Source organism: Novosphingobium sp. GW821-FHT09E05 (genome assembly GCF_059416165.1).
Genome location: NZ_JBWKOQ010000001.1, coordinates 909,754 through 936,073 on the forward strand (window position 1 = coordinate 909,754; position 26,320 = coordinate 936,073).

Here is a 26,320-nt window from a genome sequence, read left to right on the forward strand (position 1 = left end):
CTCGAGAATGACCGGCCCTCTATCGGACAGGTTTGTCGTCATCTCGGGCTGCTCGGGCGGCGGCAAATCGACCCTGCTCGCCGAACTCGCGCGGCGCGGGCACGCCGTTGTCGAAGAGCCCGGCCGCCGGGTCATCGCTGAGACGAGCTCCGGTGATGGATCTGCACTTCCCTGGATCAACATGCAGGCCTTTGCCCGCCGCGCGATCGACGTTTCGCTGCACGATCGCGCCGAGGCCCAACGCCATGACGGATGGGTCTTCTTCGATCGCGGCCTGATCGATGCCGCCGTCGCGCTGGAGCATGTCAGCGGCGAGCCGGTGGCCGAGGCTCTCTGCCGCGAGCACCGCTACCACGGTGAAGTTTTCCTGACCCCGCCCTGGCCAGAAATGTATCGCCAGGATGCCGACCGCCAGCACGACATCGCGTCGGCCCTCGATGAGTACGAGCGCCTTCTCGTCGCGTATCCGCGCCTGGGCTACGATGTGGTGATCGTGCCGAAGGCATCGGTCGAGGACCGCGCCGCTTTTCTGCTCGAGCGGTTGGGCGCCTGAACCGGATCTCATCCGCACGGGAACGCTGGTGGTTCGACCGTAACGGTTTTGCCTACCCGTTTGGCGCCGACGCCGAGATCGTCCTAGCGACGCGGCAATCTTGCCAGCCAGCGTCGTCCTTCGGAACGAAGGCAATGAAGTCCCCGTCCAGGATCAGCGTGGCCTGCGGGCCATGGTACTGCTGACCCATCGACGAAGGCGTGCGGACGAGGTCGATTTGCCGCTCGCCCAGCCGGACCCGTGCGCGCCGCTGCTCCGCCTGGAGCAGGAACTGACGGCCACCCGCACACTGTACCTGGACGGGCGTTTTGGCAGGCCGGGCCGACGCTGAAATTGTTGTGACGGCAGCACTCCCCAGAACGGCAAGCAAGACGAGCGAGTGAGACGCCGCGCGGCGCATGAGGCGGGAGCTCCGGTAACCTGAACCCACTTAAGCCACAGCCGAGTCTGCGGTTCCCTCCCGAACGGCGCTGGCGATCATCGCGGCGAGTGTCTCTTCCGCTCGCTGGCGCAAGGCATCCTCCTTGGCGTCGAGGTCGTGCCGGATCCATTGCGGTGTCCGTCCGAGCACCCGCAGGATGATTGCATTGAGATTGTCGTCCATCGGCGCGGCTATGGCCGCTCGGGCGGCGCCGGGCAATGCGCTTGCGGTGGCCGGCGTTGCCCGGCAGGATTTCGGTTATGAAGGTACCGATCCTCGCCCCGGGTTTTGCCGTCGCAACGGCGCCGGCGCCGGCATTCGCGAACCCGAATTCCGCGCCGGTCGCATGCTCCGGACCTGAGCTCCGGGATGAAGAACCCGATCCGGCTTCCGTTGCCATATCGCCAGGCCTCTATCGCTGCAGCCAGGAGGGCATCACCATCACCCTGCGCCTCGATGCCGATAGCCGGTTCGAGGAGCGGATGACCGCCGACGAACCGATGTTCGAACGTGAGGGCGGCGGGATGGGGACAGAGATGTCGCTGGTCGGGCAGTGGCGGCTCGAGGGCATTCGGCTGCATCTCTTCGCCCGGCCGCTGCGCGCGCCGAAACTGGCCCTCGCCGAAGCCCGCCACGATTCGGCGGTGGAGCTGCGCCTCGAGGTGATGACCCCGGATGGACAACCGGCGCAGGGCCTCTTTGTTGGCGAGGGCGAACAGGCCAATCCTCGCTCGTCGCTGGATGACGGTGTGCTGGTGATCCCGAAGGGACAGGTGTGGCAGCCCGGCACACACTGGATCGTGCGCGACGGTGACGAACTGCGCCTGGCCTCGTTCGCTGTCGCGGCGGGCGGGCCGAACAGCTTCCGATACGTCTACGAGCCAAGCGAGGTCGAGCCCTTCGACCAGGGCGGTATGGTTGCCGGCGCATACGGCGAAATCGTGGTCGTTCCCCTTGGCATCGGCGGCGCGGCGCTGCGACGGGTTGACGGTGCTAGGTAGGATCGGTGCGCTGCAGGCCGGAGCGGTCTGCCTGCGCATCGCGTTCAGCCTGATCTTCCGCAAAGGCACGGGCGCCGCGCCGTCGCCATAGCGTCAGGCTTTGCTCGCGATCGTCCCCCTGTAGCTTGGCGGCGGCCTCGACCAGCAGGCCCAGGATAACGGCGCGATCGTCATCCACCAGTTCGACAAGGCCGGCCTTCACCACGAGCCCGCCCAGTTCGATCAGATGTCTGGTGCGTTCCCGCCGCTTCACCCGCCATTCCCGCGTGTCATGCCGTGCCCTGTTCGCTGCGAGGCGGTTCATGGCCGCCCGGTTCCGCCGCAGGCCGGCGCGGCTCGCCGCCAGTGCCTGGGCGAGCGGGCTCCGGATCGGCTGTCCGCTCGCCTGAAAAGAACGCGGTGCCCCGCTTGCGCCATGCCTCCCGCTTGGCCGGCTCGGTGGTCGCGGCGATGGTCAGCAGCGCGCCCGCCAGTTCCTCCGCCGTCAGTGCGTCGGCGCCGGTGGCCTCGACCAGTTCGCCGAGCTGCCTCGTCTTGCGCGCTTTGAGTTGCCGGGCCTTGTCGGTCAGTGCCTTCAGTTCGGCGTCGTAGTCCCGTGGTTTGCGCATGGGTTCGTCCTTTCCATTGATGGTGCCGGACGAAGCAGTTATCGAAGCTTCCGATCAGTCTCAACGTGCTGGAATGTCTTGAGATCTTGCCATCCCGAGACTGATGAAATCTTTCGAGGGCGCGCTTATACGTCGTGCCGACGTGCGCTTTTAAGGGTAGATGGTATGTCGCCATGGCGATCTACCACTTCTCGGCCAAAATCATCTCGCGCGCCGCCGGCTCGTCGGCGGTGGCTTCGGCTGCCTACCGTTCGGGCTCGCGGCTGCGCGACGAGCGGCTCGATCGCTCCCATGACTTTTCCAACAAGGCCGGCGTCGTCCACAGCGAAGTGCTGCTCCCCGAAGGCGCGCCCGACGAGTGGCGCGACCGGGAGCGGCTGTGGAACGACGTCGAGGCGATCGAGGTGCGCAAGGACGCGCAGCTGGCCCGTGAAGTCGAGTTCGCCATCCCGCGCGAGATGAGCCAGGCCGACGGGATCGAGCTGGCCCGCGACTTCGTCGAACGTGAGTTCGTCGCACGCGGCATGGTCGCCGATCTCAATGTGCATTGGGATATCGGCGAGGATGGGCAGCCCAAACCCCATGCCCATGTGATGCTGGGCTTGCGCGAAGTAACGGAAGTAGGCTTCGGTCCCAAGGTCCGCGACTGGAACCGCACCGAACTGCTCACGCAGTGGCGCGAGGCCTGGGCCAATCACGTCAACGAGAGGCTGGCCCAGCTCGACATCGATGCCCGCGTCGATCACCGCTCGCTCGAAGCGCAGGGGATCGATCTGGAACCCCAGCACAAGATCGGCCCTGCCGCCTCGCGCATGGCGGCCCAGGGGCTGGAGAGCGAGCGGCTCGAAGAGCACCATGCCATCGCTCGCAGCAACGGCGCAAAGATCCTCGCCGACCCGGGAATCGCGATCGATGCGATTACCCACCAGCAGGCGACCTTCACCAGCCGCGACCTGGCCATGTTCGTTCACCGGCATAGCGAGGGAAAGGACCAGTTCGATCAGGTGATGGCGGCGGTGCGGACCTCGCCCGAGCTGGTGAAGCTGGGCAAGGACGGGCGGGGGGAAGACCGCTTCACCTCGCGCTCGATGATCGCGACCGAGCGGCGGCTCGAGAACGCCACCATCCGCCTCGACGCCGGTCGGCGCCACGGCGTGCCGGAACGCATGCAGGATGCGGCGCTGGCGCGCGCCGAGCAGCGCGGGCTGATCCTGTCGCCCGAGCAGCGCGGCGCCTTCGAACATGTGACCGGCAGCAGGGGCCTGAGTTCGGTGATCGGCTATGCCGGCACCGGGAAGAGCGCAATGCTGGGCGTCGCCCGTGAGGCCTGGGAGGCAGCGGGCTACGAGGTGCGCGGTGCGGCGCTTTCCGGCATCGCCGCGGAAAACCTCGAGAACGGCTCGGCCATCGCCTCGCGCACGATCGCCAGCATGGAGCATCAGTGGGGGCAGGGGCGCGAGCCGCTGACCGACCGCTCGATCCTCGTCATCGACGAAGCCGGGATGATCGGCACGCGCCAGATGGAGCGCGTCGTCTCGGAAGCCGAGAAGCGCGGGGCCAAGATCGTGCTGGTCGGCGATCCTGAGCAGTTGCAGGCGATCGAGGCCGGCGCCTCATTCCGCTCGGTCGCCGAGCGGCATGGCAGCGTCGAGATCACCACCATCCGCCGCCAGGAGGTCGACTGGCAGCGCGATGCGACCCGGCGTCTGGCGACCGGGCGGACCGGCGAGGCGCTGGCGGCTTACGAAGAGGCGGGTCATATCCATGCTGCGGAGACGCGCGAGGCGGCAAGCGAGGCGCTGATCGAACGCTGGGACCGGGACCGCAAGGCCCGACCCGATGCGAGCCGGCTCATCCTCACCCATACTAATGACGAAGTCCGTCTGCTCAACGAGGCCGCGCGCGAGCGCATGCACGCTGCCGGAGACTTGGGCGAGGATGTAACCCTCCAGGTCGAGCGCGGCAGCCGCGATTTTGCTGCTGGCGAGCGGGTCATGTTCCTCAAGAACGAGCGTAGCCTGGGAGTGAAGAACGGCTCGCTCGGTACGGTCCAAAGCGTCAATGCCGTCAGCATGGCGGTGACGCTCGACGACGGGCGTTCGATCGCCTTCGACCTCAAGGACTACGCCAATGTCGATCACGGCTACGCGGCGACGATCCACAAGGCGCAGGGTGTGTCGATCGACGATGTCCACGTTCTGGCAACACCAGGGCTCGATCGCCATGCTTCCTATGTCGCGCTCTCGCGGCACAAGGCGCACGTCGACATGCATTACGGCGCGGATGACTTCGCCGATCGCGACCGGCTCGTGCGCACCCTTGGCCGTGAGCGTGGCAAGGACATGGCATCGGATTACGGCGCCGCGCGCGACGCGGCTGCGGACACCAAGCCCGAACGCAGCATTTTCGATGGACTGCGGCTTGGTGGGGGCCGGCATCGCAGTGTTCCATCGAACGAGCGACCGTTACCACCCGCTCAGGTCATCGACGACGGTGATGACGCCCACGAGGCCGCCTTGCGGCGGGAGCGCACGCTGGCGCTCAAGCGCCATGCCCGAGCGGTCGATGCCATCTTCACGGCCCAGGATGAAGGGGGCCGTGCGACCCCTGAGCAATATGGCGAGCTTAAGGATGCCCGAAAAAACTTCGATGCGCTGCGGCCGCATGGCGCGCGCGATGCCGAGGCCGCCTATCGCGAGGATCCGAGCCTCGCGCGCGAAGCGGCGAGTGGCAGTATCAATCGAACGATCCGCGCGCTCCAGCTCGAGACCGAACTGCGCACCAATCCCGAGCTGCGCGCAGACAGCTTTGTCAGCCGCTGGAAGGCGCTAGCGGCCGAAAGCGACAGGCAGTACGTTGCAGGTGACATGAGTGGGAGGCGAGCCACGCGAGCGGTGATGGCTGGCATGGCGGAAAGTCTGCATCGCGACCCGCAGCTGGAGTCAGTGCTCGCACAGCGCAAGCAGCAGCTTGGGATCGATATGACCAGCGGCCGTTCGCTTGGTCATGATATGGCTGCCAGCTTCGGGATCGATTTTGGTCACGGGAGGGGGCTGGGGTTGTGAATCATTCAAGCGCCAAACATGACTGGTGAGGCTGTCAGCTTGGCCCCCTCCATTCGGCCGTTGCATCCGCTTGGATGCCACCCCGGAACTTGCCGTCCACCGAGACCATACACCGACTGGTCAAAAGGCCCGGGTTTGGGACTTTCCGGAAAGTCCGCTTCGGAGCGACTCACTGGAACAAGCTGCCGTTCCGGGTCACAGTTAGGGAGTATTTTCGGAGGCGAGCGCTGGGACATTCGCGACGGTCCGCTTCAGAGACGGGCACTCGCTATACCTGTCAGTTATTGCCCCAGGAATGCGATAGAAATACTCTTGCGCGCGCGGTCGAGTTCGACGCTGCACAGGGAGCTGTTCCTTAACTGCCTGGCACGTGGCAGGCCAAGGCTTTCACTTCCTGGGCTATTTTGCCCCTAACCTTTTCCTTGAGCAGCCATGTCGGGCGAACGAACCCTGCGCCACCCGATGATGCAATCGCGCTGCGTCATTTCTCGAGGGGTTGCAGGCGCCATGACGCACGACATTGTCCGGCGACGCGCAGATCAGGAGATGCTGGGTGCCTAACCGGCGGGTGGTCAGGTCTGCATCGTGGCCGAGCGGGCCGACACGCGCGGCAAGATCGACGCCGTCGGCTATGACGTTGGGCGTGCGCTCGGTGGACATCACGGCGGGTCGAAATGCTGCTATTGTTCCATAAGCTGCAGGAGGAATGACATCATATGCTTGCGGTCGAACGCGGCGAGCAGGTTGAGATGCAGCGTTCCCACCGACGTGGCACGACCTGAAGCCATCGTCAGCTCTTACGTGAGCCGCGCATCCAGCGCTAGGGCTTCGCTATTCCCGCCCTGCGTTGCGCCTCCCGGAGATCAGGTTCGCGGCCCCGTCAGCAGAAGACCGGGTTTCATCATCCCTGGATGCGGACGTTGTGGAATCCGCGTCTTTGGTCGGGGGGCGATTGGCAAAGGGCTTGGCTTCGGCGCCGGCCAGGGCGCGGTCGATGTCGCGATCGGTCTCGGCTTGTGCGTCCACTCCCTCTTGCACGGATGCTTTTTTGTTTGAGCCCGGACCCGGGCCTATCGAAACGTCGCTCATGACTATCGCTCCTGTCGCTTAACGCTTGGGCTCATGCCCGTACTGTTATGCTGAAGTACGCCCCTCCCGGCGCTCGGTCAGCCATCGGGCAAGGCTTTCGTTGCCCTGCATTCGCGCGAGGCTGGCCGCGTCATTACCTGCCGCATCCACCGCATCGATATCGGCGCCGGCGCCCAGAAGGAGTTCGATGACCTCCCGCCGGTCGAATAGGGCGCTCATCATGATCGCGGTCTGTCCTGCGGCGTTGCGCAGGTTCGGGTCCGCACCGGCGGCAAGTAAGCGGCGGGCGATGGCCAGATGTCCCTTGAAGGCGACCCCCATCAACGGGCTGCCACTCGCCGTCGTCCCGTTTGGGTCGGCGCCGCGATCCAGCAGCAAGGCGGCGGTTTCCTCGAAACCATGATAGGTCGCTAGGACCAGGGCGGTGTGCTCCTTCGCATCGACACCCTCGATATCCGCCCCTGCCTCCAGCAGGACCGGTATCATGTCGTCGCGCCCCAGCCTGGCCGCTTCGAACAGGAGTTCCTGCACGCGTTCAGGCGAAGGAAGCGGCGGCAGTTCGCGCCGCGTCGATGGCGTTCGATCCTCCGGCTCGTTCAGCGGACGCATGATCATCGTTCCTTTAATAGTCCCCAAATGGACGCGGAAACCTCCTAGCCGGCGGCGATTTCGTCGAACACGCGAGTCACGATGGCCGCGCGCGCGTCGTCGTTGATGTCCACAGAGACGGATATCGGCTCGGAAAGCGGCGCATCGTTGCGCTCGGGCTCCAGATGGGTCGCGGTGTCGCCGCCGCTGGGCGTATCGCCGGCGCTGTTTTCATCGCCGGCCGACGATACGAACACGTCGGTTCGCTCGAAGCCGTATTCCTGAACCAGTCGCTCGACTGCCAGTTCGGCGTCGCGGCGACTGCCGAATGTGCGCTCTATCGTGGTGGTCATGTATCTATCCTTTGGTTCGCAGTGCCTGAGGTCAGCGCCTCTATCGAGGCGGCATAGTCATTCGGCGGAGCCGGGCTGCGCCATCTTGCGATGCTGCTCGGCCAGGATCGCCGCTGGGGTGACGTGCGCCACCGCCGCCTGGATCTTGTTCTTCCAGCCCGAGACGATGTGGGCATCGCCGTTCATCAGCGCGTTCCACCCGTCGCGGGCGACGTCAACCGGATCGCTCTTGCTTTCTGACGCGCCCACGCTGGTGCCGAGCATGTCGGCGCGATCGAAGAACTCGGTCTCGACTGGTCCGGGCATGAGTGTCGTGACAGTCACGCCCTTTGCCTCCTTGATCTCGTTACGCAGCGCGTCGGCAAAGCTGTCCACGAAAGCCTTGGTGCCATTGTAGACCGCCTGAAAGCTGCCCGGAATGAAGCCTGCGATGGACCCGGTAATCAGTACCTTGCCATCGTCGCGTGCTACCATTCCCTTGAGTACCTGCTGCAGCAGATAAAGGGTGCCGGTGATGTTGGTATCGACCACCCGGCGCCAGTCGGCGACATCCTGCTCGAGGAAACCGTGGCCCAGCCCCAGGCCCGCATTGGCGCAAAGAAGATCGATGCGGCGGCCGGCAGTGGCGGCCAGCAAGTTATCGAGGCCTTCTAGGGTCGACAGGTCGGCCTGCACCGCGTCTACCGAAACGCCGTGCAGCCGAAAGTCCTGTGCGGCCGCATCGATCAGTTCTTCGTCTGCGACGACGAGCAGGTCGTAGCCGTTTTCGGCGGCGATGCTCGCCAGCTCAAAGCCGATGCCGGTGGAGGCACCCGTCACGATCGCAAATTTGTCAGCCATGGTGCGTGTCCTATTCTGCCGCGACGGCGGTTTCGGTGAAGCCGGGCTTGAGCACGACCTTGGTGACTTCGTCCTGGTTGTCGTGGAACATCTTGTAGCCCTTGGGCGCATCTTCCAGGCTCATGCGGTGCGAGATAAGGAAGGTCGTGTCGATCTTGCCTTCGACGATCGCGTTGAGCAGCGCGGGCATGTAGTGCTGCACGCTGGTCTGCCCAGTCTTGAGCGTCAGCCCCTTTTCCATAAAGGCGCCGAGAGGGAACTTGTCGACGATGCCGCCGTAGACGGCGGGCATCGAGACCCGGCCACCCTTACGACAGGCGACGATGGCCTGGCGGATCGAGTGAATGCGATCGGTGCCGAGCATCAGCGATGCCTTGATCTGATCAACTACGTTGTCGACGAAGAAGCCATGCGCTTCCAGGCCCACCGCGTCGATGACCGCATCGGGCCCAATGCCGCCGGTCATTTCCATCAGCGCTTCGTACGTCTTGGATGCCTCGAAGTTGATGGTCTCGGCCCCGAACTTGCGGGCCAGTTCCAGCCGGTGGGGGAAGTGGTCTATCGCAATCACCCGCGCCGCACCCATCAGGAAGGCCGATTGCACCGCGAACAGGCCGACCGGCCCGCATCCCCACACCGCGACGGTGTCGCCCGGCTCGATGTCGGCGTTCTCGGCGGCCTGCCAGCCTGTGGGCAGGATGTCGGAAAGGAACAGCACCTCGTCGTCGTCCAGCCCGTCGGGCACGACGATCGGGCCGACGTCGGAAAACGGCACGCGCACGTATTCCGCTTGCCCCCCGGCATAGCCGCCGGTCAGGTGGCTGTAACCGAACAGGCCCGACATGGGCTGGCCGTACAACTCCATGCCGATATCCTGGTTATCGGCCGGGTTGCCGTTGTCACAGGCGGAGTACTGGTGCTTGCCGCAGTGATAGCAGCTGCCGCAGGCGATGGTGAAAGGCACGACGACGCGCTGGCCCTTCACTAGCGTCGATCCCGGGCCGGTCTCGACGACCTCGCCCATGAACTCGTGGCCCAGGATGTCGCCCGCCTTCATGGTGGGGATGTACCCGTCGTAAAGGTGCAAGTCCGATCCGCAGATCGCGGTCGAGGTGATCTTGATGATCGCGTCGCGCGGGTTGAGGATCTCGGGATCGTCGACCGTGTCGACGCGGACGTCATGCTTGCCGTGCCAGGTGAGCGCGCGCATCAGGCTGTCTCCTCTTGAAGTTGCGCGCGAGTGCGCGACGAGGTGGCAACTTCGCCGGTTTCCATCAGTTGCTTGAACCGCCGCAGGTCGCGCCGCGCTTGGATGGCGGGCTCGCGCTGGAACATCTTGGCGATGAGCTTGCCCACCACGCCTGCCGGCGGGTCGTAGACGATCGTCGCGGTAACGATGGTGCCACGATCACCGGCATCGCGGAATTCGATCCGGCCGCTGTTGGGCACGTCTGCGCCTTCGCCAGACGTCCAGGCGATCAGTTCGCCCTCCCGCTCTTCGGTAACCAGCGCATCCCATTCGACGGTCCGGCCGCCCGGGGCCTTGACGACCCAGTGCGAGCGGGTCGGCGGCAGCACGTCGACCCGCTCGACGTTGTCCATGAACGTCGGCAACCGTGCGAAATCGCGCCAGTAGGCGTAGAGCTCCGCGCGGGGTCGGTTAATCGTCACGGTGTGCCCGATCAGGGTGTCGCCCCGCGTATCCGCAAAGGCCTGCGCTGCGGCATCGCGGGTCTCGCGCGATTTCGACGTGGTGGGTGGCGCGTCGTCGTTCACGGTTGCCATTCCTGCTCTCCATGTTTTTCGGATGTGCTGCCCGCCCCGTCGGACCTGGCTGCTTTCGCAAATGAAACTATCGCCGCGCGCATAAAGACCCAGCACGGCCGAAAGATAATCCCGCCGCATGCACGGCTCGACGCGCCGGCCCGTCAGCATTCGAGACTGTCGAGCAGGCTTTCGACGCGCAAGATACGATCGGCCTCGCTCGACAGGGCCTCGGCAAGGATCCAGCGCCCCTTGCTTTGGGCCAGGCCCGTGGCCGCGACGTCGATCGGGCAATCGTTGCGCGGAGTGAATGCGATCGCAGCGGGGCCCGCGTCTATGCGCGCGATCTGCAAGGCCCGCGCGGTCAGGCGGATGCGGGCGTGGGCCAGCAGCGTGGCCGCTTCGGCGGGCAGCGGTCCGAAGCGATCCAGCAGTTCATCATCGAAAGCATCGAGCGCCTCCTCGTTCTCGATGCGCGCCAGTCGAACGTAGAGGGACAGCCGCAGGTCCGCCTCCGGTATCCAGCTCTCGGGCAGGACGCCGCTCATGCCCAGGTTGAGTTCGGGACTCCACCGCTCGACGTCCTCTCCCCGCGCGGCCTTCAGCGCGACACGAAGAAGATGCTGATAGAGATCGACGCCGATCAGCTTCATGTGCCCGGCCTGATCCTCGCCGACGAGGTCGCCCGCGCCGCGCATGTCGAGGTCCTGGCCGCTGATCGCGAAGCCGGCGCCCAGCCGGTCGAAGGTGGCGAGCGTGCGCAGCCGCTTGAGTGTGCGCGCGCCGATCGTGTCTTCGCTTTCGATCAGCAGGATGACCTGCCCGCGCCGGTTGCCACGCCCAACGCGGCCACGCAACTGGTGCAGCTGCGCCAGGCCAAAGCGGTCGGCGCGCCAGACAATCATGGTGTTCGCGCGCGGCACATCGAGGCCTGCTTCGATGATGTTGGTCGCCAGTAGGATATCCCCCCGGCCAGTACCGAAGTCGACCATGGTGTCGTCGATTTCGACCGCGGACATCTTTCCGTGTGCTTCGACCAGCGCCAGATCGGGTGCCACGCCTCGTATCTTCTCCGCGACTTTCGCCATGTCTTCGATACGCGGAACGACCACGAAGCTCTGGCCTCCCCGCGCCTTTTCGCGAGTGAGCGCGGTGCGGACGAGCACGTCGTCATACTGCCCGATGCTGGTGCGGATAGGCTGGCGCCGGGCGGGAGGCGTGGCGATGACGGACATCTGCTGCAGGCCCACCAGAGCGGCCTGCAGGGTACGCGGGATCGGCGTGGCGCTCAGGCTCAGGATATGGACGGGGCCCAAGCCGCGCAAACGGGCCTTGTCGGCAGCGCCGAAGCGTTGCTCTTCATCGATCACGACCAACCCCAGTCTCGCGTAGTTCACGCCCTTTGCCATCACGGCGCCGGTGCCTACAACAATACCGATCGAGCCATCGGCGAGCCCCGCCTTCGCAGACTTCCGTTCTGCGGCACTGCTCAGCCGTGACAGGCCAACCACCTCGATTTTCGTTCCTTCGAAGCGGCGGCGGAACGTCTCCAGGTGCTGCCGCACGAGCACGGTGGTCGGTGCGGCGACCACCACCTGGAAGCCGGCCAGCGCAGCCAGCGCAGCAGCCCGCAACGCGACCTCGGTCTTGCCATAGCCGACGTCGCCGATGACCAGCCGGTCCATGGGCCGGCCGCTCGCCAGATCGTCACGGACGGCGGCGATGGTCCGGGCTTGGTCCGCCGTTTCGTTGAAGGGGAAGCCGCCCGCGAAGCGTTCGTAGGCAGCAGGATCGGGCTCCATGACCGGCGCCTTCAGCGTTTCGCGCTCGCGCGCCAGAAGCGTCAGGGCCTTCGCGCTCTCGTCGATCGCGGCGTTGATCGCCGCGCGCCGCTTGTGCCAGGACGAGCCATCCAGCTTGTCCAGACTCACCACGTCGCCGTCGGCGCCGTAACGCCAGATCCGGTCGGCCTCGTCGACAGGGACCAGACGCCGGCCACCACCAGCATACTCAAGCACGATCCGCTCGATCGGAGGCTGGTCGCCGTTCTCGCCGCCAACTGACGAAGGATCCAGGCCCATTACGCGCCCGACTCCGTGGTCCTCGTGAACCACTAGGTCGCCGCTGCACACTTCAATGCCAACGTGCCAGGGATTCACAGCTGTCGGGCTGCCATCGCCGATCAGAGCGCGACTCCCCATCAGGTCGGCCGCTGCGACCAGGACGATACGCTCGTCTACGTATCCAGCGTCGAAAGGCGCCGTCAGGCTGCCGCAGCAGCCGGTGGGTAATTCATCCAGCGCCGACCATCCGTACAGTTCCACGATTTCCAGCGATAAGCGTTGGGCCACCTTGCCCCGCAAAAAACGCAGATCTCGCGCGCTGCCTGCCAGCACGAACGCGCGTCCCGCAGCAAGCAGCGGCTTGGCGAAGCGCACCGTCGCGGCGAGCGGCGAGCGGTCACTGGCGAAGCGCGGAACCGGCTCGAAGTCCGCGTCGAACGGCGACGCCGTCCAGTCCTTGCTGGCCTTCTTCCAGGCGGCGTCGTCTATCGCATCCAGGCGATGCGGCGCACCACAGGCGGCGTCACCGGCCAGCTGGATGAAACGCCTACGACGATGATCCGCCTTTCCGGACAGAGCCAGTATCCCTGGCGTGAGATGGGCCAGAATGGACGTCGGCTCGCCGATCGGTGGTTCGGCGGCGCGGCCGATCTCCAGGTGCTCCAGATCGTCGACTGTGCGCTGCGTCACCGGGTCGTACGATCGGATCGCGGCGATCTTTCCCGCTGCCAGTTCGATGCGTGCCGGACCACTGGCGTCGGCGGGAAAGATATCGATAACCTCGCCGCGTACGGCCATTTCGCCCGGCTCGTCGACGCGGTCGTCGGCGACATACCCCAACGCCGCAAGTTGCGTCGCGAAAGATTGGGCGTCGGCTTCATCGCCCGGATGCAGCGTGGGCGGCGCGCTGTCGAACGCATCGGGCGCGGGATACCGACGCGCTGCGGCTTCACCGCTCATGATGCAGGCGACGTGGGTGTCTCGCGCCAGTCGGAGGGCGCGCAACGCGGACGCACGGCGGCCCGCGTTGGCCGGCGTCGCCGGAGCGGCTTCCCCGGGGAGCGCATCGCTGGACGGCACGTGTATGACATGCCCGTGCGGCGCCAGCGCCTTGACGGCCTCGGTCAATGCCTCGGCCTGTTGCTCGTCATCGGTCAGGAATGCGATGGAATGGTCGGCAAGCGTTTGTGCGATGCGGACCGCAGTGAAGGCCAGATTCACGCCGCACCTGTGACGCCGACGCGCCGACCGTCGATTGCCGGAACCATTGTCGAGTTGCGGGGCCCTTCCCGCTTGGCGATGTCAGTCAGAGCGCGATCCTTGCCTGTCAAGCAAGCCACCTGCGTGGTGCGGCGGCTATCCAGGCTTCACAACGCACGGAGAAAGCGAACGAATGAGGGCAAGTCCGCTATATTTGACTAATCCATGTTCATGGCGGCATCGCAACGCCTCGATACCACCCGACGGGACTGGCAGGTGACGCCGCCCCCTCAGGCCCCCTTGGCACGCTGGTCCTCGGGGTAGTCTTCGGGTGTGACAGTGCTTTCCGAAGGTCGATCTTGCAATTTCTCTGGCTTCTGGCCGCTTTCGTTCTGCTCGTGCGGATCGAACGAGTCCGGACGCGCGTCCCCTAGGGGCCCGCGAGGGGTTTCAGGATCGCTTTTGGACATGTTCGCTTCCTTCAACGTGAGGAGTGTCGAGCGCGGATGGTCCGTCCCGGTACTGAGCAAGAAGCCCCCAGCAGGCACCCGCGTTCCCGGAAGAAACGTAAGCGCCGTCATTTAAACGGCCCGGGTGCCGATCGGTCCTATTCCTTGCGACCCCGTCGGCGCCCCTTTGTCATCGAGTCCGGTTTCTTCGGTGGTTTCCATCCCAGAGGGGGATTTACCTGTTGCCGGCTGGTGCCCAGCCCCATCGTTCCCGGCTGCTGGCGGACGAGACCGGAGGGATCGACCTCCTGTGCCGGCGTACCGGCAGGTACGCCGCGCAACAGGCTGATCCGGTCGCGGAACTGCGCCGCCTTCTCAAAGTCTCCCTGCGCCGCTGCGTCGTGCATCGCGCGTTGCAGTTCCTGTAAATGACCCTCGTGGTGTTCCATCATCTGAATGCCCAACGCAGTGCCTGTGCGACGCCGAGCGTGCCCACGCGCACCAGCGGCGTTCGGAAAGGCGAGGAAGACAGGCCGTGGAGAGCGCGTGCCCAGCGTGGCAGCAGGTCGATGCCAGCCTCGCCGGCAAGCCTACCCGGCACCGAAGCGAGCCGGTTCGCTGCGGCCGGGTTCAGGATCAGCCTGGCGACTTCGGCCGTTCGCGCATCTGCCTTCAGGGCCGGACGCATCTCGGCTAGCAGGCGATCCGCCTCGGCGCGCGTGCGCGGCAAAGGCTTTGCCCCCAGCGCCCCGCCGATCAAGGTCATCTCGGCGAAGTACCGGTCCTGATCCGCGCGCGACATCCACGGCTCCGCGTAGCGGATCCAGGCATCGAGGAAGCTGCTGGTCTCGGTCACATGCACCCACGCCAGGAGCACTGGGTCGGTCGCGTCGTACGCGGTGCCGTCGGGCAGATGCCCCTTGACGCCGCTGTGGACGGAGCGGACCCGCCGGATCATGCCCTCGGCCTCGGACCGCTCGGCATACGTTGTGGTGGCGATGAAGCGGGCGGTGCGCCGCAACCGGCCGTGCATGTCGGCGCGGAAGTTGGAATGGTCCCACACGCCAGCCAGAACGCCAGGATGGAGCATCTGGAGCAGAAGACTGGCGATGCCGCCCGCCATCATCGATGCGACGTCGCCGTGAACTCGCCAGGCGATCGACGTCGGCGCGAACAGGGCGTTCCGGCTCCTGACGACCGGCGCTTCGCCTCGCTCGCTATCGTTGAACAGGCCGACGACCTGTTGACGGATGGCCCGCTTGACCGGATTGGACGTGCGATTACCTTCGCTCATACCCTGTCCAACGTGCCGCCGTCGCTATTGCTCCCGGTGAGGCGGGGGGCAAGGTCGCGCGAAATGTCTTCAGGTCCCGGCCCCGCGCGGCGTGCTACTCTCCGGGCATTTCGTTGGGGCTGCGACGATCCGCACAGGTACGCCCTTGGAAGCAGGCGTGCGCGACTCCTCGTCATGATACCATATCGGGATGAGCGGGTTCATCTCGGGATAGTAGCCGCCGATGCAGCCGCGCGGGAGGAGGAAGGGGGTGACGGTCAACCCGTCGACCTGCCGATGGACCCTGTCGCCGGCATCGCCGACCAGCCCGATCACCTGACCTTGCACCAGCCCTGCTTCAGCGATGTCCTCGGGGTTCATGAGCACGACGTCACGCGTGCCCTCGATACCGCGCAGGCGGTCGGAATAACCGTAGATGGTGGTGTTGAACTGATCGTTGGAGCGCAAAGTCATGAGCCGGAAACGACCGGGCGAATCCTCGAAGCCGATCGAGCGCATGGCGGTGGGTACGCTGAACTGCGCCTTGCCGCTTTCGGTCTTCCAGGTCCGCTCGCGCGCCGGGTTTCCGCGATGGAACCCGCCTGGCGTGAAGACGCGCCGGTTGAAGTCGTGGAACTGCTCGGGATAGGTCTGCTCGATGCAATCGCGGATTTTGGCGTAGTCTCCCGTCCATTCGTCCCAGCGCACCTCGGGATTGGCCGGTAGGGTCGCCTTTGCGATTCCTCCGACGATCGCAGTTTCCGAGCGAAGATGTTCGGATGCCGGGGTGTTCTTGCCGAGCGAGCCGTGGATGCACGAAAGCGAATCCTCCATCGTCACCGCCTGCGCGCCGGTGGCCTGGACGTCCTCCTCGGACCGGCCCAGGCAGGGCAGCAGGTACGCGATCTCGCCGTTAACCAGATGGCTGCGGTTGAGTTTGGTGGCGATCTGGACGGTGAGACGCAGTTTGGTCCAGGCCTCCTCCATCCGCTCGCGCTCGGGTATGGCGCGGATGAAATTCCCGCCCAAACCGATGAATGCCTTGAGTTCGCCGGCCAGGATCTTGTGGCAGGCCATGACGGTGTTCAGGCCTTCGTCGCGCGGTGGTTCGAAGCCGAACTGCTTGGCCAGCCTGTCGAGCGGCACGAGGTCCGGCTTTTCCGAGATGCCGACGGTCCGCTGGCCCTGCACGTTGGAATGTCCGCGCACGGGTGAGATACCGGTGCCCTCGCGACCGACATTGCCCCGGAGCAACCACAGGTTGGTGAGCGCGGCGATATTCTGCGACCCGTGGACATGCTGGGTCAGCCCCATGCCGAACATGGCGATCGCGCGGGGCGCCTCGATGTAGATCTGGGCCGCTTCGCCCAGATCTTCACGCGAAAGGCCGCTCTCGCGTTCGATCTCCTCCCAGCTTGTCGCCTCCACGTAGGCCGTCATCTCGTCGAAACCGGCGGTGTGCTGCGCGATGAAGTCGACATCGAGGACGTGTTGTTTCTCGTCCCGCCAGCGGATCTCTTCCGCCGCCAGGACGTGCTTGATCAAGCCCGTTATGGCCGCGATGTCGCCACCCGCCTTGACCTGAAAGTAGAGCGTGGAAATCTCGGTCGTCTTCGGGGTAAGCATTTCCAACGGGCTCTGGGGGTTCTTGAACTTCTCAAGGCCCTTTTCCCGGATCGGATTGAACGTGACGATCTTCGCGCCGCGCTTGACCGCCTCCTGCAGCGGGTGAAGGAGGCGCGGGCTATTTGAGCCGGTGTTCTGTCCGAAGAAGAAGATGGCGTCGCACACGTCGAAATCGCCCAGGACACAGGTGCCGACCGGAGATCCGATCACTTTCTTCAACGTGACCGAAGTCGTCTCGTGGCACATGTTGGAACTGTCGGGCAGGTTGTTGTGCCCATACAGCCGGGCGAACAGCGCATAGAGGTAGCTGGTCTCCAGGCTCGCGCGGCCCGAGGCGTAGAAAACCGCCGAGCCGGGATCGATCGCTTTCAATTCGCGTCCGATCGCTGCGAACGCGTCCTCCCAGGAACACGGGACGTACGTGTCGCTCATTGCCTCGTAGCGCATGGGATGGGTCAGGCGGCCTTGCTGTTCAAGGTCATGATCCTTCCATGTCCTCAGCTCGCTGACGGTATGCCCGGCGAAGAACTCGGGGGTGCAGCGGTGGCTCGTCAATTCCCAGAGCGTGGCTTTGGCACCGTTCTCGCAGAATTCGAAGGCGTGAGGCTTGGCCGGCTTTCCCCATGCGCAGGAAACGCACATGAAGCCTTTGACCTTGTTTTGCCGCCTTAGCGTATCGAGTGCACCTGGCGTCGGCCGTTCGCGCCAGGCGGTTTCGACAATGCCGCGTACCGAACCCCATCCACCTTCGGCACCGTCGTAATGGACCGTTCGGTCTTGTTCGTCAGTCATGGGAAATTCCAGCTATGGATCGCGGAGAGGAAATGGGGCGGCCTGGATTTGGTAAAGGACGACCCGACGCGGCGGCCATGTTGCGACCAGGCCGGCGTTCCTGAAAAACCTCGGCCGATCCACCGCTTACTCGGAGGCAATGTCCTGCGGCGTTCGGGGATCGTGCATCGGGCAGCCGTTGACCCGGCCGCGAAAGGCGGTCGAGCGACGGTAGGTGTCGTTGCGAGCACGATTGATGTTGCCCAGCGGTTGGTGCGCCGTGATCCCTCGCCAGATGTTGAAGCTGAGCGCATCGTCCTGGCGGTCACTCGTCCCGTGCTGCCAACTGATCTGCGGTTCGATATCGAGCGTAGCCACAGTCACGAACGGGCTTTCGTCTTCGCTCCATGCGACGGTCGAATCCTCGACCGGCATTCTGTCGAGATCGGTGTTGAGCTGGACGCGCAGTTCCCACCGGCCACCATGCTCGACCATGGCGCGGCTGACGTCCTCGCGCAGCGCATCGGGGCGGTTGGTCACGTCGATCTTCACGCCCGTCAGCGAGGTCAGCGAAGGCGCCACCGGCACGAGGCAGAATTTCGCGATATAGTCACCGAACCGATACGGGGTCTGGGTATAATACGTCTCGCCGAGCGGATGGACCTGAGGGGCGCCTCCCATCTGCTGTATCGTCGGCGATTCGTAGCCCACGGCGGACAGCGCGGCGTTGACGCCCTGCAGCACCGAGGAGAGCACTTTCTTGCCACTTTCGGCGACATCCGTGGTCTTGGCGAGTAGTTTCAGGTTCTTGAGGAAGGCAGCAGCATCGGGAGCGGTGAATACCGGCCCGTTGACCATGATGAAATCCTGCGAGGTCTCGCCTTCCGATCCAGGCAGCCGATCGCCGGGGACATCCATGACCTTGAGCGCCAGCCCGCGCGGAAGGGCAATCGCATCGTCAAGCACATCGCCTGCATTGGTGGAGATGCGGACGACGGCGTCGAAGCTGGCAGGATGCGAAAAAATCCCTTGGGCAAGCTCCTGGGGAAGCCCGGCGTTTACGGTGAGACGGCCGATGGCAACGCCATGCGCCTTGGCATGAACAGCCCGGACACCTGCCTTGTAATCCTGAGCGGTCGTTTGCTGGATGGAATCGAATTGTTCTTCAAGATCCCGAATGGTTTCTGCTTCTTCCGGCTTCACATGCTCGACCGAAGGCGCAAAACGGATGGGGTGGGTCATGGTCAGTGTTCCTGTGAGATTTTAGGTATCTAACGCTGGCGAAGCGCCGTGAGTTTCCCGCACCATGCGCCCGGGCTAAATAGAGGTCGGCCAGCTATCCGGAGTTATCGGCGCAATAGAGTCGAACGCATGGCGAGAGATCAGCAGAACCAACTGGTCGCACTCGAACACGACGGCGTCGCGCGGAACCGGCCGCAGCTGTTCAGCGATCCCGGCAGCCCCGGTGGTCGCCACAACAACATAGCTCACCGCGCCGGACCTGCATTCGATGAGCGCCTCGACGGCTTTGCCGAGAGGTCTGCTGTCGCCGGCCAGCACGGGCATGCCCGCAATTCCGGTTGCGGTGAACAACGTGGGAGAAGACGCCCTGCGACTGGCCGCCTTGGCAGATCGACCGCCGTCCTCGTACGCACGTTGTCTTCCTAGCCAGCGCCATATGCCTACGAGATTGACGAACGTCAGAAACCCGTTGGCCGCGATCAGGCTGAACTGTCCCGAGCCAAGCCCGACAATTGTCCAGGCAACCGAACCGATGGTGAAGACCACGAAGCCCCACCCCGTCACACGGGCGCCCAGGTTGACGGCGGTCATCATGGCCGCAATCATCGTTGCGATCGGAGCCAGCCACTCTGCGATGTCGGTCAGTGTCCAGTCCTCGCGTATATTGCAGACTGCATCGATTGTTTTGGTCTTTGCTGCCACTCAACGCATGAATTTATGAGATGGGATGTGGCGTGGGGTTGAAATCGCATTGATCCAGATTGATTTTGTTCTGGCAAAGTCATGCCGCTCGGCTGGCGTACCAAGCGGCGTAAGGAGTAGTCCTTGCCATATGGCGATTGAGGTCCGGCGCTCCGTCGTCCCACCAGACCTGTCCCCGTTCTCCCAGACCGTGCTTGGCTCGATCGACTGCGGCGTGCGCCTCGTCTTCGGCGACCCTGTCTTTTGATCGCCGCGCCGCCGCTATCGCACGGCGGGCCGTCATCAGTTCCTTAACCAGATGTGCCCGGCGGTCTTCGGGGAGGCGGGGATCGGACATCCTCCATAGCCTGCCGCGGACCACGAAGTAGCGGCCGTCAGGCGTGACGGGATGGTCCCGTGCGATTGGGGGCCTGTCAGCCATAGAACGAAGTCGACAGCCTCGTGCGTGCCTCGTCGGGATTCCGCTGCACGATCGGAGAGCTCAACTGTTTTTCCGGATTGGTACATATTGGCAGGTGAAGCTGGGCTCGATGCCGGGAGAAGCCGGAGTCAAATGCACGAAAAGTTGCTCCCCGACAGGCTGGTCCGTCAGGCAGAAGGCGTGTTCGGCTTCGTACAGGTCGTCCTTGTGCGGATCGGCCCAGTGCCTGACCGACTTCATCGCGCGCGACTTGGCCTTACCCTCGTTTCCCGCCACGACGAAGACGTTGCGGTGTCGTTCCGCAAACTCCCCGGGCTCATAGCCACCGAGATTGACGAAGTAGAGCTTCTCGGGTCCGGTGAACGGCTCGCGGCGCAGCGACACGTCATAGCCATCGGCATGGGTGATCTGTGCCCAGCAATCGATGTGCAGACTTCGGGGCACGCCCCACCAATCTCGGCGTAGTTTCGCGTAGGTCTCCTCTATCGCGTTGGCGACCACGAACCGCACATCGTGGACTTCGATGTTGGCGCCAGGAAACTCACCGCCGATGTAGATTGCGAACAACTTCATGACAGAGCCATGCCCTTAGCCTGGCTGGTCAGTTCGGCCGCTACCGCGCTTTGCCTGGCAAGGGCGGCGGCCAGTTCCGCGCCGACAACGAGGCCCATCTCGTAGGAGCTGGTGATGCCCTGGATGAAGGGATGCCTCCCCATGATGAAAGGCAGGCTCAGACAGAAAAGCTGGTCGGCCGGGATGTCGGGCGATATTGGATGGTACTGGTCATCGACGACGATGCCCCGCGAAGGACCACGCGCCTGGCTGGCTGCAACGTCGCGCACGATGCCCTGATCGCGCAGCGATGCGAAAGGGAAGTCCTTGGCCGCCAAAGCACGCTGGCCCGTAGCCTCGATGAACACCGGGAAATGGACCGCCCCACCATCCAGGTGCAGGACCGCGCCGCTCTGCGCCCGGTGGCTGTCGATCCGGTAGTCCTCTCCCACCCGGACGACGTCGAGCTTGCCAGCTTTATGAAGCGCCAGCATCCGCTTGATCGATTCGTGCGGAACCGTAGCGTAATCGTCCACGAACACGGGTTTGAAGAAACGAGAAAAACGCTGGAAATCCGCGTCGTCGAGATGCGGTATGAGGCGCTGGATGACTTCGTGCATGCGCAGGATCGCGTAGCGCCACGCCACGGTTCGGCTTGCCTCGTAGTCCGCCTGGGCTTCCGCCAGGTTCCGTTCGGCCCACAAAAATGGATCGGCCGCCATCCGCTCGGCAAAGTAGCCGTCGCAGAACGCTTCCATATCGAGCCGGTCGAGTTGCGCCTGCTCTGCATAGGCGCCATCCGCTGCCGCCAGTTCGTGCTTGAAAAGCGCGAAAGCCCGATCGAGAAGATTGTCCTTTTGCCCGGCGATCAGGCCTTCGATGGCTTCGTCATTGCAGATGGCAAGTGGTTCATAGGGAATCGGGAAATAGAAGTCCGCTTCGGGAAGGAGCCCCTTGCGCGAGAGCATCGTCATGTGGAAGTCGTCGGTATCCGCGCAAGGCGCGTAGATCAGCTTACCCTCGCCATCGTCGATGAACTCGCCATGGCTTACCGCCAGGGCCACTGCCGCATCGATAGCGGTAAGCGACGAACCGCGAATGCCGATCCGGCACGCGGGGATCTTCTCGATTTCGGAAGCAGGCCAGGGGCTGAGGAAGTAGCCTGGCCGCACTTCCGGCTGGTCGGGCCATTGATGACCGGTTGCGAGCACGACGTGGTCGAAGCGGTTCTCGAAAACGTCACCCCGCTCGGGTCGGACGACCAGGGTCATTCCATCGTCCGCCCTTATCGCGTCGATGACTTCGCACCGGGTGCGCACGTTCACTATCACACCAGCGCGCGCCGCCCGCTCGAGCATCGCCTGAAGCTGATCGTAGAAGTACTCGCCGAGCAGCACGCGTGGGTAGAATGCACGATCATCGATCTGCTCGCGAGCTATGTGCAGTTCTACAAGCCGATCGTCACTCTGCCGGTCGAGCCATTCGACCAGTGGCTCCTCCAGCGGCGGAATTTCCACGCTGGCGATGTTGGAGAGCATGGCCGTATCGTTCCAGCCGGGGCGATAGGGGGTGCCCCGCCCGACGCTCCCCTGCTTTTCGAACAGGGTGAGTTCGAATGGCGGTGGCTCCTGTTGCAGCAAGGCGTGCAGCGTGTAGATAGTGGTCGGGCCGGCACCGACGAACGCGACAGATCGGGTCATTCCCGCAAAATGCCCAAGACAGGGGATCGGCTCCCGCAAAACGGTTTGATCCATGTTAATGGCCGCGAATTTTGTGACCGGAGCGGACCTTCCGCTCCTGGGGATCAAGATTTGATCGCCGAGAGTCTCACAAGGGTCAGGTCTTGCTACAGACCCATTCCACAATAGCTAATTATTCCGAAGTTTTTCAGGTCCAGTCGCCGCGCTCCGCTTTCGCTTAAATCAATTCGATCCAGACCGTATTGTAGTTCGGCAGTTCAAACGTCTACCAGATTGCGTGCCCGCATAAGTGCCTTCGGATCAGCGGCTCTGCCAAGCAGCGCAGTGAAGGATTCCATTGGGTCGCGACTGTCGCCGACGCTCAAGACTTCCTCACGGAACTGCTTCGCCAGTCGGGCGTCAAAGATGTCGCCTGAGGCTATGAAAGCTTCAAAGACGTCTGCGTCGAGCGCTTCGGACCACGCATAGCTGTAATAGGCGCTGGCATAGCCGCCGTCGAAAATATGTGTGAAGTAAGGGAAACGATGCCGCAGCCCGACTGCCGGCGGCATGCCCAGCCGCTCAAGCTCGGCCTCGACGAAGGCGCGGGGATCGGCGGCGGCCTGCGCTGAGCCATGCACGGCAAGGTCGATCAGCGAGCAGCCGATGAGTTCCACCGTAGCGAAACCCTGCCCATAGCTCTCGGCGTTCCGGATCGCGGCGATCAGCGCATCGGGTACGCCGAAGCCGGACAGGACTTCCCTGCTGACGATCCAGTTTTCCATCAACTTGCTCGGAAACTCGACGAAATCGCGGGCCACCGCAGTGCCGGACTGGCTGGGATAGGTCACCCGCGAAAGCAGGCCGTGCAGGGCATGGCCGAACTCGTGGAACAGGGTACGCGCCTCGTCAATGGACAGACGCGTGGCGCCGGTGTCCGGCGGCGGCGCGCCTGCGAAATTGGCGACGAGGTAAATGACCGGGAGCACCTCGCCGTCCATCGTTTCCTGCACGCGCAGGCTGCCCATCCAAGCCCCGCCGTGCTTTTCCGGCCGGGCGAGATAGTCGGTGAACAGCAGCCCGACCGGCCCAGCCGCCTCGTCGCGCACCTCCCAGGCCCAGACATCGGGATGATAGCCGGGAATATCAGCGCGGCGCGTGAAGGACAGTCCGTAGAGTCTGGCAGCCGTATCGAACGCGGCCTGCCGGACGGCGTCGAGACGCAGATGCTGCGCCACCGCCGCGCCGTCCAGCGCATAGCGCGAACGGCGCACCTGCTCGGCGTAAAAGCGCCAGTCCCAAGGAGCCAGGTTGAACCCGCCGCCCTCGGCATCGATCAGCGCCTGCAGTTCGGCCGCCTCCTCGGCAGCGCGGCGCTTGCCGGGCTCCCATAACTGCTGCAGCAGATCGAGCGCGGCGGCAGGCATGTGGGCCATGCTGTCCTCCAACGCGTAATGCGCATGGTCGGCGTATCCTAGCAGGGTCGCCCGCTCATGCCTGAGCGCGAGGATCTCGGCGATGATGGGCCAGTTGTCGTGCGCCCCGCCGTCGCAACGCTCGGTAAAGGCGCGCCACAGTTTCTCGCGCAAGTCGCGGCGCTGGGAGAAGCCCAGGAAACTTTCATAGTCGGTGCGATCAAGTGTGACGTGGAAACGGCCCGGGGCCGCTGCGGCTGCGGCGCGCGCGGCAGCGGCGTCACATTGTGAGGAGGGCAGCCCGGCTAGGTCGTCCGCGCCGAGGTCCAGTACCCAGTTGGCCGTCGCTGCCAGGACGTTGTGGCCGAACTGGACGGAAAGCGCCGAGAGCCGTGAGTCAATCTCGGCAAAGCGTATCTTCTGCTCGGGGCCCAGGGCAGCGCCGGTTCGACGGGCGCCGGCGTAGCTAGCTTCGACGAGGCGCACCTGCGCGGGCGTCAGGCCAGCGTCATGGCGCGAGGCATGGACGGTGGCGATGCGCGCTGCGAGCGCGGAGTCGTGGTTGATCGCGATCGAATGCGCGCTGAGCAGCGCCGAAACATTCCCCTCGATAGCGCGGATGGCAGCAGTTCCCTGCGCCGAGGCTAGCGTCCAGAACAGGCGGCGAACCCGGCCGAGCACTTCGCCTGACCGTTCCAGGGCGGCTATGGTGTTCTCGAACGTCGCCGCTTCCGTCTGCCCGGCGATACCCGCCACTTCCGCGCGGTGCCAGGCGGCGGCGGCCTCGAACGCGGGCAGGAAGTCCTCGGCCCGCACCTGCGCAAAGGACGGGGCGCCGAGCGGGCCGTCCCAGGGACGTAGAAGCGGGTTGCTCAGCGGTTCATTCAAGGGACTGGACCTCGTCGGTATACACGTCGAACCGCACCAGGTTTGCCGGGCCGAACGCTGTCGTCAAGGCAACGTCGGTCGCATCGCGCCCTCGCGCCATCAGGATCCGACCGATGCGCGGTTTGTTGTGGCGGGCATCGTGCGTGTACCAGCTGCCATCGATATAGACGTCGAACCAGGCGCTGAAGTCCATCGGCGCGTCTGAGGCGGGCACGCCGATGTCACCGAGATAACCCGTGCAGTAGCGCGCTGGAAGATTCATGCAGCGGCACAGCGTGATGGCGAGATGAGCGAAATCGCGGCACACGCCCTGCCGCTCCTGATAGCCGTTCCAGGCCGTCTTGTCGGGCCGAGCATAGTGGTAGCCGAACTCGATATGGCGGTGAACGAAGTCGACGATCGCGTCCACCCGGTCGCGGGCATTGGTGTAATGGCCAAAGTTGCTCCATGCCACGTCCATGAGGCGATCGGTTTCGCAATAACGGCTGCCCAGCAGGAACGGCATCACGAAATCGGGCAGGTCCTCCACCGGCATCTGCGGGCCGTTGGCCGGGCGCATGTCAGGCTCGCCGTTGTCCTCGATGACGAAGTCGCAGGACAGGGTCACGCCGCCGGACGGTATGCTGAGGCGCGTGGCGACGTTCCCGAAGCCGTCCTCAAACTGATAGAGCGGGATATCGGGGTCGGCCAGCAGGCGCTGGGGCGTGTGCAGGTCCTGGTGGCGCGAAGGGTGAAGGCTGAGCATCGCCATCATCGCGGTCTTGGTTTCGGTTTCAAATCGGATATCGTAGCCACAGCGGATCAGCATGGGTGTCACTTTCCTGAAGCGCCGGAGCGGCGGCTGTTCACGGCGCCATGGCCGGTTGAGGGGAACTGGTCGGGATCGGCCCGGTGGACGTCGACGGTCACGTCCATGCCGAGGAAGCTGGCAGGCACGCCGAACCAGGTGCCGGACAATGGCAACGCCTGGTAAGGATCGCGCGCCACGGCGACGCGGATGAGGCCGCGATTGCCGATGATGCCGTTGGTAGGATCGAACTCGACCCAGCCGGAGCCGGGGAGGAAGATGCGGACCCAGGCATGGGTATTGCCCCCGCCGACCACGCCCTCGGACCGCGACGGATTGTAGACGTAGCCCGAAACGAACCGCGCCGCGAAGCCGAGCGCGCGCACGGCCTCAATCATCAGCACCGCGAAGTCGCGGCAGGTCCCCTGCCGCTTCTTCAGCGTCTCGAGCGGCGACTGTGTGCCTTTTTCATGACGCGGAACATAGGTGAAATCGCGCTTGATGCTGGTCGCCATCTCGGTCAGCAGGGGAATAGTCCCGGTGCTTGCGTTGTCGTTGAGGAACGCGCGAGCCCAGTTGTCGACGATCCGCCCCGCGTCCAGGTGCTGCCGCTCGATCGAGCGCAGCAGGTCAGGCATGTCTTCCGCCGAATAAGTGAAGGGGAACAGGCGGGCATAATCCTCGACGTCCACTTCCGTCTGGGCGAGCGGGGCATGCTCCAGCGTGCTCTCGCTGGTGATCGTCAGGCGCGCGGTGCGGCGCTCGAACGAGGCGACGGCGACCGAATTGCCGAAGACGTCATGCAGCCAACGCAATCCGCTGGGCTCGGGGTCGATGATCAGGCGCGCAGACAGCAATCGCTGGTCAAAAGCCTCGCGCGGCCGCATCATGATCCGATGTTCACCAAGCGATACAGGTTGTTGGTAGCGATACAGCGTCGTGTGTTGGATCGTGAGCAGCGGCATCGAGG

At 64.5% G+C, this 26,320-nt stretch carries 24 protein-coding genes; 4 read left to right on the plus strand and 20 right to left on the minus strand.

What is annotated here, in order from left to right; all coding sequences use genetic code 11:
- The first annotated feature begins 7 nt into the window (after window positions 1–7).
- Together AC07M9_RS04190 and AC07M9_RS04195 are read left to right on the plus strand one after the other, a co-directional pair.
- Window positions 8–553 (plus strand): AAA family ATPase, encoded by a 546-nt coding sequence (locus tag AC07M9_RS04190; protein ID WP_494881558.1) that lies wholly within the window; start codon window positions 8–10, stop codon window positions 551–553.
- Between the two features lie 172 nt (window positions 554–725).
- Entirely contained in the window at window positions 726–884 is a 159-nt protein-coding gene (locus AC07M9_RS04195; RefSeq protein WP_494881560.1) for a hypothetical protein, read from the plus strand.
- A 99-nt stretch (window positions 885–983) separates the two neighbouring features.
- Here AC07M9_RS04195 and AC07M9_RS04200 read toward each other — a convergent pair whose 3' ends face one another.
- On the minus strand, window positions 984–1,157 hold the full coding sequence (locus AC07M9_RS04200) for a hypothetical protein (protein ID WP_494881562.1): 174 nt from the start codon (window positions 1,155–1,157) through the stop codon (window positions 984–986).
- A gap of 77 nt (window positions 1,158–1,234) precedes the next feature.
- Between AC07M9_RS04200 and AC07M9_RS04205 the strand changes: the two genes are divergently transcribed.
- A complete protein-coding gene (locus AC07M9_RS04205) occupies window positions 1,235–1,975 on the plus strand; it encodes a hypothetical protein (protein ID WP_494881563.1) in 741 nt (246 codons plus the stop codon).
- Here the strand turns inward: AC07M9_RS04205 and AC07M9_RS04210 are convergent.
- Together AC07M9_RS04210 and AC07M9_RS04215 are read right to left on the minus strand one after the other, a co-directional pair.
- Complete coding sequence (locus AC07M9_RS04210) at window positions 1,968–2,279, minus strand: conjugal transfer protein TraD (RefSeq protein WP_494881565.1); 312 nt, start codon at window positions 2,277–2,279, stop codon at window positions 1,968–1,970. The two genes, AC07M9_RS04205 and AC07M9_RS04210, sit on opposite strands and share 8 nt — an antisense overlap.
- A complete protein-coding gene (locus AC07M9_RS04215) occupies window positions 2,245–2,583 on the minus strand; it encodes a conjugal transfer protein TraD (protein WP_494881567.1) in 339 nt (112 codons plus the stop codon). Before AC07M9_RS04215 ends, AC07M9_RS04210 begins: the two co-directional genes overlap by 35 nt.
- A gap of 173 nt (window positions 2,584–2,756) precedes the next feature.
- Here AC07M9_RS04215 and traA point away from each other — a divergent pair, with 173 nt between their 5' ends.
- Window positions 2,757–5,648 carry a Ti-type conjugative transfer relaxase TraA gene (gene traA / locus AC07M9_RS04220; protein WP_494881569.1) on the plus strand — a complete coding sequence of 964 codons (2,892 nt, stop codon included), beginning with the start codon at window positions 2,757–2,759 and terminating at the stop codon, window positions 5,646–5,648.
- 831 nt (window positions 5,649–6,479) lie between these two features.
- Here traA and AC07M9_RS04225 read toward each other — a convergent pair.
- From AC07M9_RS04225 to AC07M9_RS04305, 17 genes are all read right to left on the minus strand, one after another.
- Complete coding sequence (locus tag AC07M9_RS04225) at window positions 6,480–6,737, minus strand: hypothetical protein (protein ID WP_494881571.1); 258 nt, start codon at window positions 6,735–6,737, stop codon at window positions 6,480–6,482.
- Window positions 6,738–6,782: 45 nt separating this feature from the next.
- On the minus strand, window positions 6,783–7,346 hold the full coding sequence (locus AC07M9_RS04230; protein ID WP_494881573.1) for an ankyrin repeat domain-containing protein: 564 nt from the start codon (window positions 7,344–7,346) through the stop codon (window positions 6,783–6,785).
- A gap of 44 nt (window positions 7,347–7,390) precedes the next feature.
- Window positions 7,391–7,678, minus strand: a complete 288-nt coding sequence (locus AC07M9_RS04235) for a hypothetical protein (RefSeq protein WP_494881575.1) — start codon at window positions 7,676–7,678, stop codon at window positions 7,391–7,393.
- 57 nt (window positions 7,679–7,735) lie between these two features.
- Complete coding sequence (locus tag AC07M9_RS04240; RefSeq protein WP_494881577.1) at window positions 7,736–8,518, minus strand: SDR family NAD(P)-dependent oxidoreductase; 783 nt, start codon at window positions 8,516–8,518, stop codon at window positions 7,736–7,738.
- Between the two features lie 10 nt (window positions 8,519–8,528).
- The gene (locus AC07M9_RS04245) at window positions 8,529–9,728 is read right to left on the minus strand and encodes a zinc-dependent alcohol dehydrogenase (RefSeq protein WP_494881579.1); all 1,200 of its coding nucleotides are present in this window, start codon (window positions 9,726–9,728) and stop codon (window positions 8,529–8,531) included.
- Window positions 9,728–10,303: an SRPBCC family protein gene (locus AC07M9_RS04250; RefSeq protein WP_494881581.1), complete on the minus strand. Its 576-nt coding sequence runs from the start codon at window positions 10,301–10,303 to the stop codon at window positions 9,728–9,730. The genes AC07M9_RS04245 and AC07M9_RS04250 overlap by 1 nt, the downstream gene beginning before the upstream one ends.
- Before the next feature lie 143 nt (window positions 10,304–10,446).
- The gene (locus AC07M9_RS04255; RefSeq protein ID WP_494881582.1) at window positions 10,447–13,566 is read right to left on the minus strand and encodes a TRCF domain-containing protein; all 3,120 of its coding nucleotides are present in this window, start codon (window positions 13,564–13,566) and stop codon (window positions 10,447–10,449) included.
- Between the two features lie 586 nt (window positions 13,567–14,152).
- On the minus strand, window positions 14,153–14,446 hold the full coding sequence (locus tag AC07M9_RS04260) for a UvrB/UvrC motif-containing protein (protein WP_494881584.1): 294 nt from the start codon (window positions 14,444–14,446) through the stop codon (window positions 14,153–14,155).
- Window positions 14,443–15,288, minus strand: coding sequence for an oxygenase MpaB family protein (locus AC07M9_RS04265; RefSeq protein ID WP_494881586.1), 846 nt, complete (start codon window positions 15,286–15,288; stop codon window positions 14,443–14,445). Before AC07M9_RS04265 ends, AC07M9_RS04260 begins: the two co-directional genes overlap by 4 nt.
- A 69-nt stretch (window positions 15,289–15,357) precedes the next feature.
- On the minus strand, window positions 15,358–17,685 hold the full coding sequence (locus AC07M9_RS04270; RefSeq protein ID WP_494881588.1) for an FdhF/YdeP family oxidoreductase: 2,328 nt from the start codon (window positions 17,683–17,685) through the stop codon (window positions 15,358–15,360).
- A 126-nt stretch (window positions 17,686–17,811) separates the two neighbouring features.
- The gene (locus AC07M9_RS04275) at window positions 17,812–18,906 is read right to left on the minus strand and encodes a catalase family protein (protein WP_494881590.1); all 1,095 of its coding nucleotides are present in this window, start codon (window positions 18,904–18,906) and stop codon (window positions 17,812–17,814) included.
- 75 nt (window positions 18,907–18,981) lie between these two features.
- Window positions 18,982–19,608, minus strand: coding sequence for a PRC-barrel domain containing protein (locus tag AC07M9_RS04280; RefSeq protein WP_494881592.1), 627 nt, complete (start codon window positions 19,606–19,608; stop codon window positions 18,982–18,984).
- 481 nt (window positions 19,609–20,089) lie between these two features.
- Window positions 20,090–20,602 (minus strand): DUF1543 domain-containing protein, encoded by a 513-nt coding sequence (locus AC07M9_RS04285; protein ID WP_494881594.1) that lies wholly within the window; start codon window positions 20,600–20,602, stop codon window positions 20,090–20,092.
- Window positions 20,599–22,335 carry an FAD/NAD(P)-binding protein gene (locus AC07M9_RS04290; RefSeq protein WP_494881596.1) on the minus strand — a complete coding sequence of 579 codons (1,737 nt, stop codon included), beginning with the start codon at window positions 22,333–22,335 and terminating at the stop codon, window positions 20,599–20,601. The genes AC07M9_RS04285 and AC07M9_RS04290 overlap by 4 nt, the downstream gene beginning before the upstream one ends.
- Window positions 22,336–22,538: 203 nt before the next feature.
- Complete coding sequence (locus tag AC07M9_RS04295) at window positions 22,539–24,563, minus strand: M3 family metallopeptidase (RefSeq protein ID WP_494881598.1); 2,025 nt, start codon at window positions 24,561–24,563, stop codon at window positions 22,539–22,541.
- Window positions 24,556–25,371: a transglutaminase-like domain-containing protein gene (locus tag AC07M9_RS04300; RefSeq protein WP_494881600.1), complete on the minus strand. Its 816-nt coding sequence runs from the start codon at window positions 25,369–25,371 to the stop codon at window positions 24,556–24,558. The genes AC07M9_RS04295 and AC07M9_RS04300 overlap by 8 nt, the downstream gene beginning before the upstream one ends.
- Window positions 25,372–25,376: 5 nt before the next feature.
- A complete protein-coding gene (locus AC07M9_RS04305; protein ID WP_494881602.1) occupies window positions 25,377–26,315 on the minus strand; it encodes a transglutaminase family protein in 939 nt (312 codons plus the stop codon).
- Between the last annotated feature and the right edge of the window lie 5 nt (window positions 26,316–26,320).

Excerpts from the sequence above, each read along its gene's own strand:
- AC07M9_RS04190 (WP_494881558.1), top strand. The coding sequence starts at position 8 with ATGACCGGCCCTCTATCGGACAGGTTTGTCGTCATCTCGGGCTGCTCG.
- AC07M9_RS04195 (WP_494881560.1), top strand. The coding sequence starts at position 726 with ATGGTACTGCTGACCCATCGACGAAGGCGTGCGGACGAGGTCGATTTG.
- AC07M9_RS04200 (WP_494881562.1), bottom strand. The coding sequence starts at position 1,157 with ATGGACGACAATCTCAATGCAATCATCCTGCGGGTGCTCGGACGGACA.
- AC07M9_RS04205 (WP_494881563.1), top strand. The coding sequence starts at position 1,235 with ATGAAGGTACCGATCCTCGCCCCGGGTTTTGCCGTCGCAACGGCGCCG.
- AC07M9_RS04210 (WP_494881565.1), bottom strand. The coding sequence starts at position 2,279 with ATGAACCGCCTCGCAGCGAACAGGGCACGGCATGACACGCGGGAATGG.
- AC07M9_RS04215 (WP_494881567.1), bottom strand. The coding sequence starts at position 2,583 with ATGCGCAAACCACGGGACTACGACGCCGAACTGAAGGCACTGACCGAC.
- traA (WP_494881569.1), top strand. The coding sequence starts at position 2,757 with ATGGCGATCTACCACTTCTCGGCCAAAATCATCTCGCGCGCCGCCGGC.
- AC07M9_RS04225 (WP_494881571.1), bottom strand. The coding sequence starts at position 6,737 with ATGAGCGACGTTTCGATAGGCCCGGGTCCGGGCTCAAACAAAAAAGCA.
- AC07M9_RS04230 (WP_494881573.1), bottom strand. The coding sequence starts at position 7,346 with ATGCGTCCGCTGAACGAGCCGGAGGATCGAACGCCATCGACGCGGCGC.
- AC07M9_RS04235 (WP_494881575.1), bottom strand. The coding sequence starts at position 7,678 with ATGACCACCACGATAGAGCGCACATTCGGCAGTCGCCGCGACGCCGAA.
- AC07M9_RS04240 (WP_494881577.1), bottom strand. The coding sequence starts at position 8,518 with ATGGCTGACAAATTTGCGATCGTGACGGGTGCCTCCACCGGCATCGGC.
- AC07M9_RS04245 (WP_494881579.1), bottom strand. The coding sequence starts at position 9,728 with ATGCGCGCGCTCACCTGGCACGGCAAGCATGACGTCCGCGTCGACACG.
- AC07M9_RS04250 (WP_494881581.1), bottom strand. The coding sequence starts at position 10,303 with ATGGCAACCGTGAACGACGACGCGCCACCCACCACGTCGAAATCGCGC.
- AC07M9_RS04260 (WP_494881584.1), bottom strand. The coding sequence starts at position 14,446 with ATGATGGAACACCACGAGGGTCATTTACAGGAACTGCAACGCGCGATG.
- AC07M9_RS04265 (WP_494881586.1), bottom strand. The coding sequence starts at position 15,288 with ATGAGCGAAGGTAATCGCACGTCCAATCCGGTCAAGCGGGCCATCCGT.
- AC07M9_RS04270 (WP_494881588.1), bottom strand. The coding sequence starts at position 17,685 with ATGACTGACGAACAAGACCGAACGGTCCATTACGACGGTGCCGAAGGT.
- AC07M9_RS04275 (WP_494881590.1), bottom strand. The coding sequence starts at position 18,906 with ATGACCCACCCCATCCGTTTTGCGCCTTCGGTCGAGCATGTGAAGCCG.
- AC07M9_RS04285 (WP_494881594.1), bottom strand. The coding sequence starts at position 20,602 with ATGAAGTTGTTCGCAATCTACATCGGCGGTGAGTTTCCTGGCGCCAAC.
- AC07M9_RS04290 (WP_494881596.1), bottom strand. The coding sequence starts at position 22,335 with ATGGATCAAACCGTTTTGCGGGAGCCGATCCCCTGTCTTGGGCATTTT.
- AC07M9_RS04300 (WP_494881600.1), bottom strand. The coding sequence starts at position 25,371 with ATGCTGATCCGCTGTGGCTACGATATCCGATTTGAAACCGAAACCAAG.
- AC07M9_RS04305 (WP_494881602.1), bottom strand. The coding sequence starts at position 26,315 with ATGCCGCTGCTCACGATCCAACACACGACGCTGTATCGCTACCAACAA.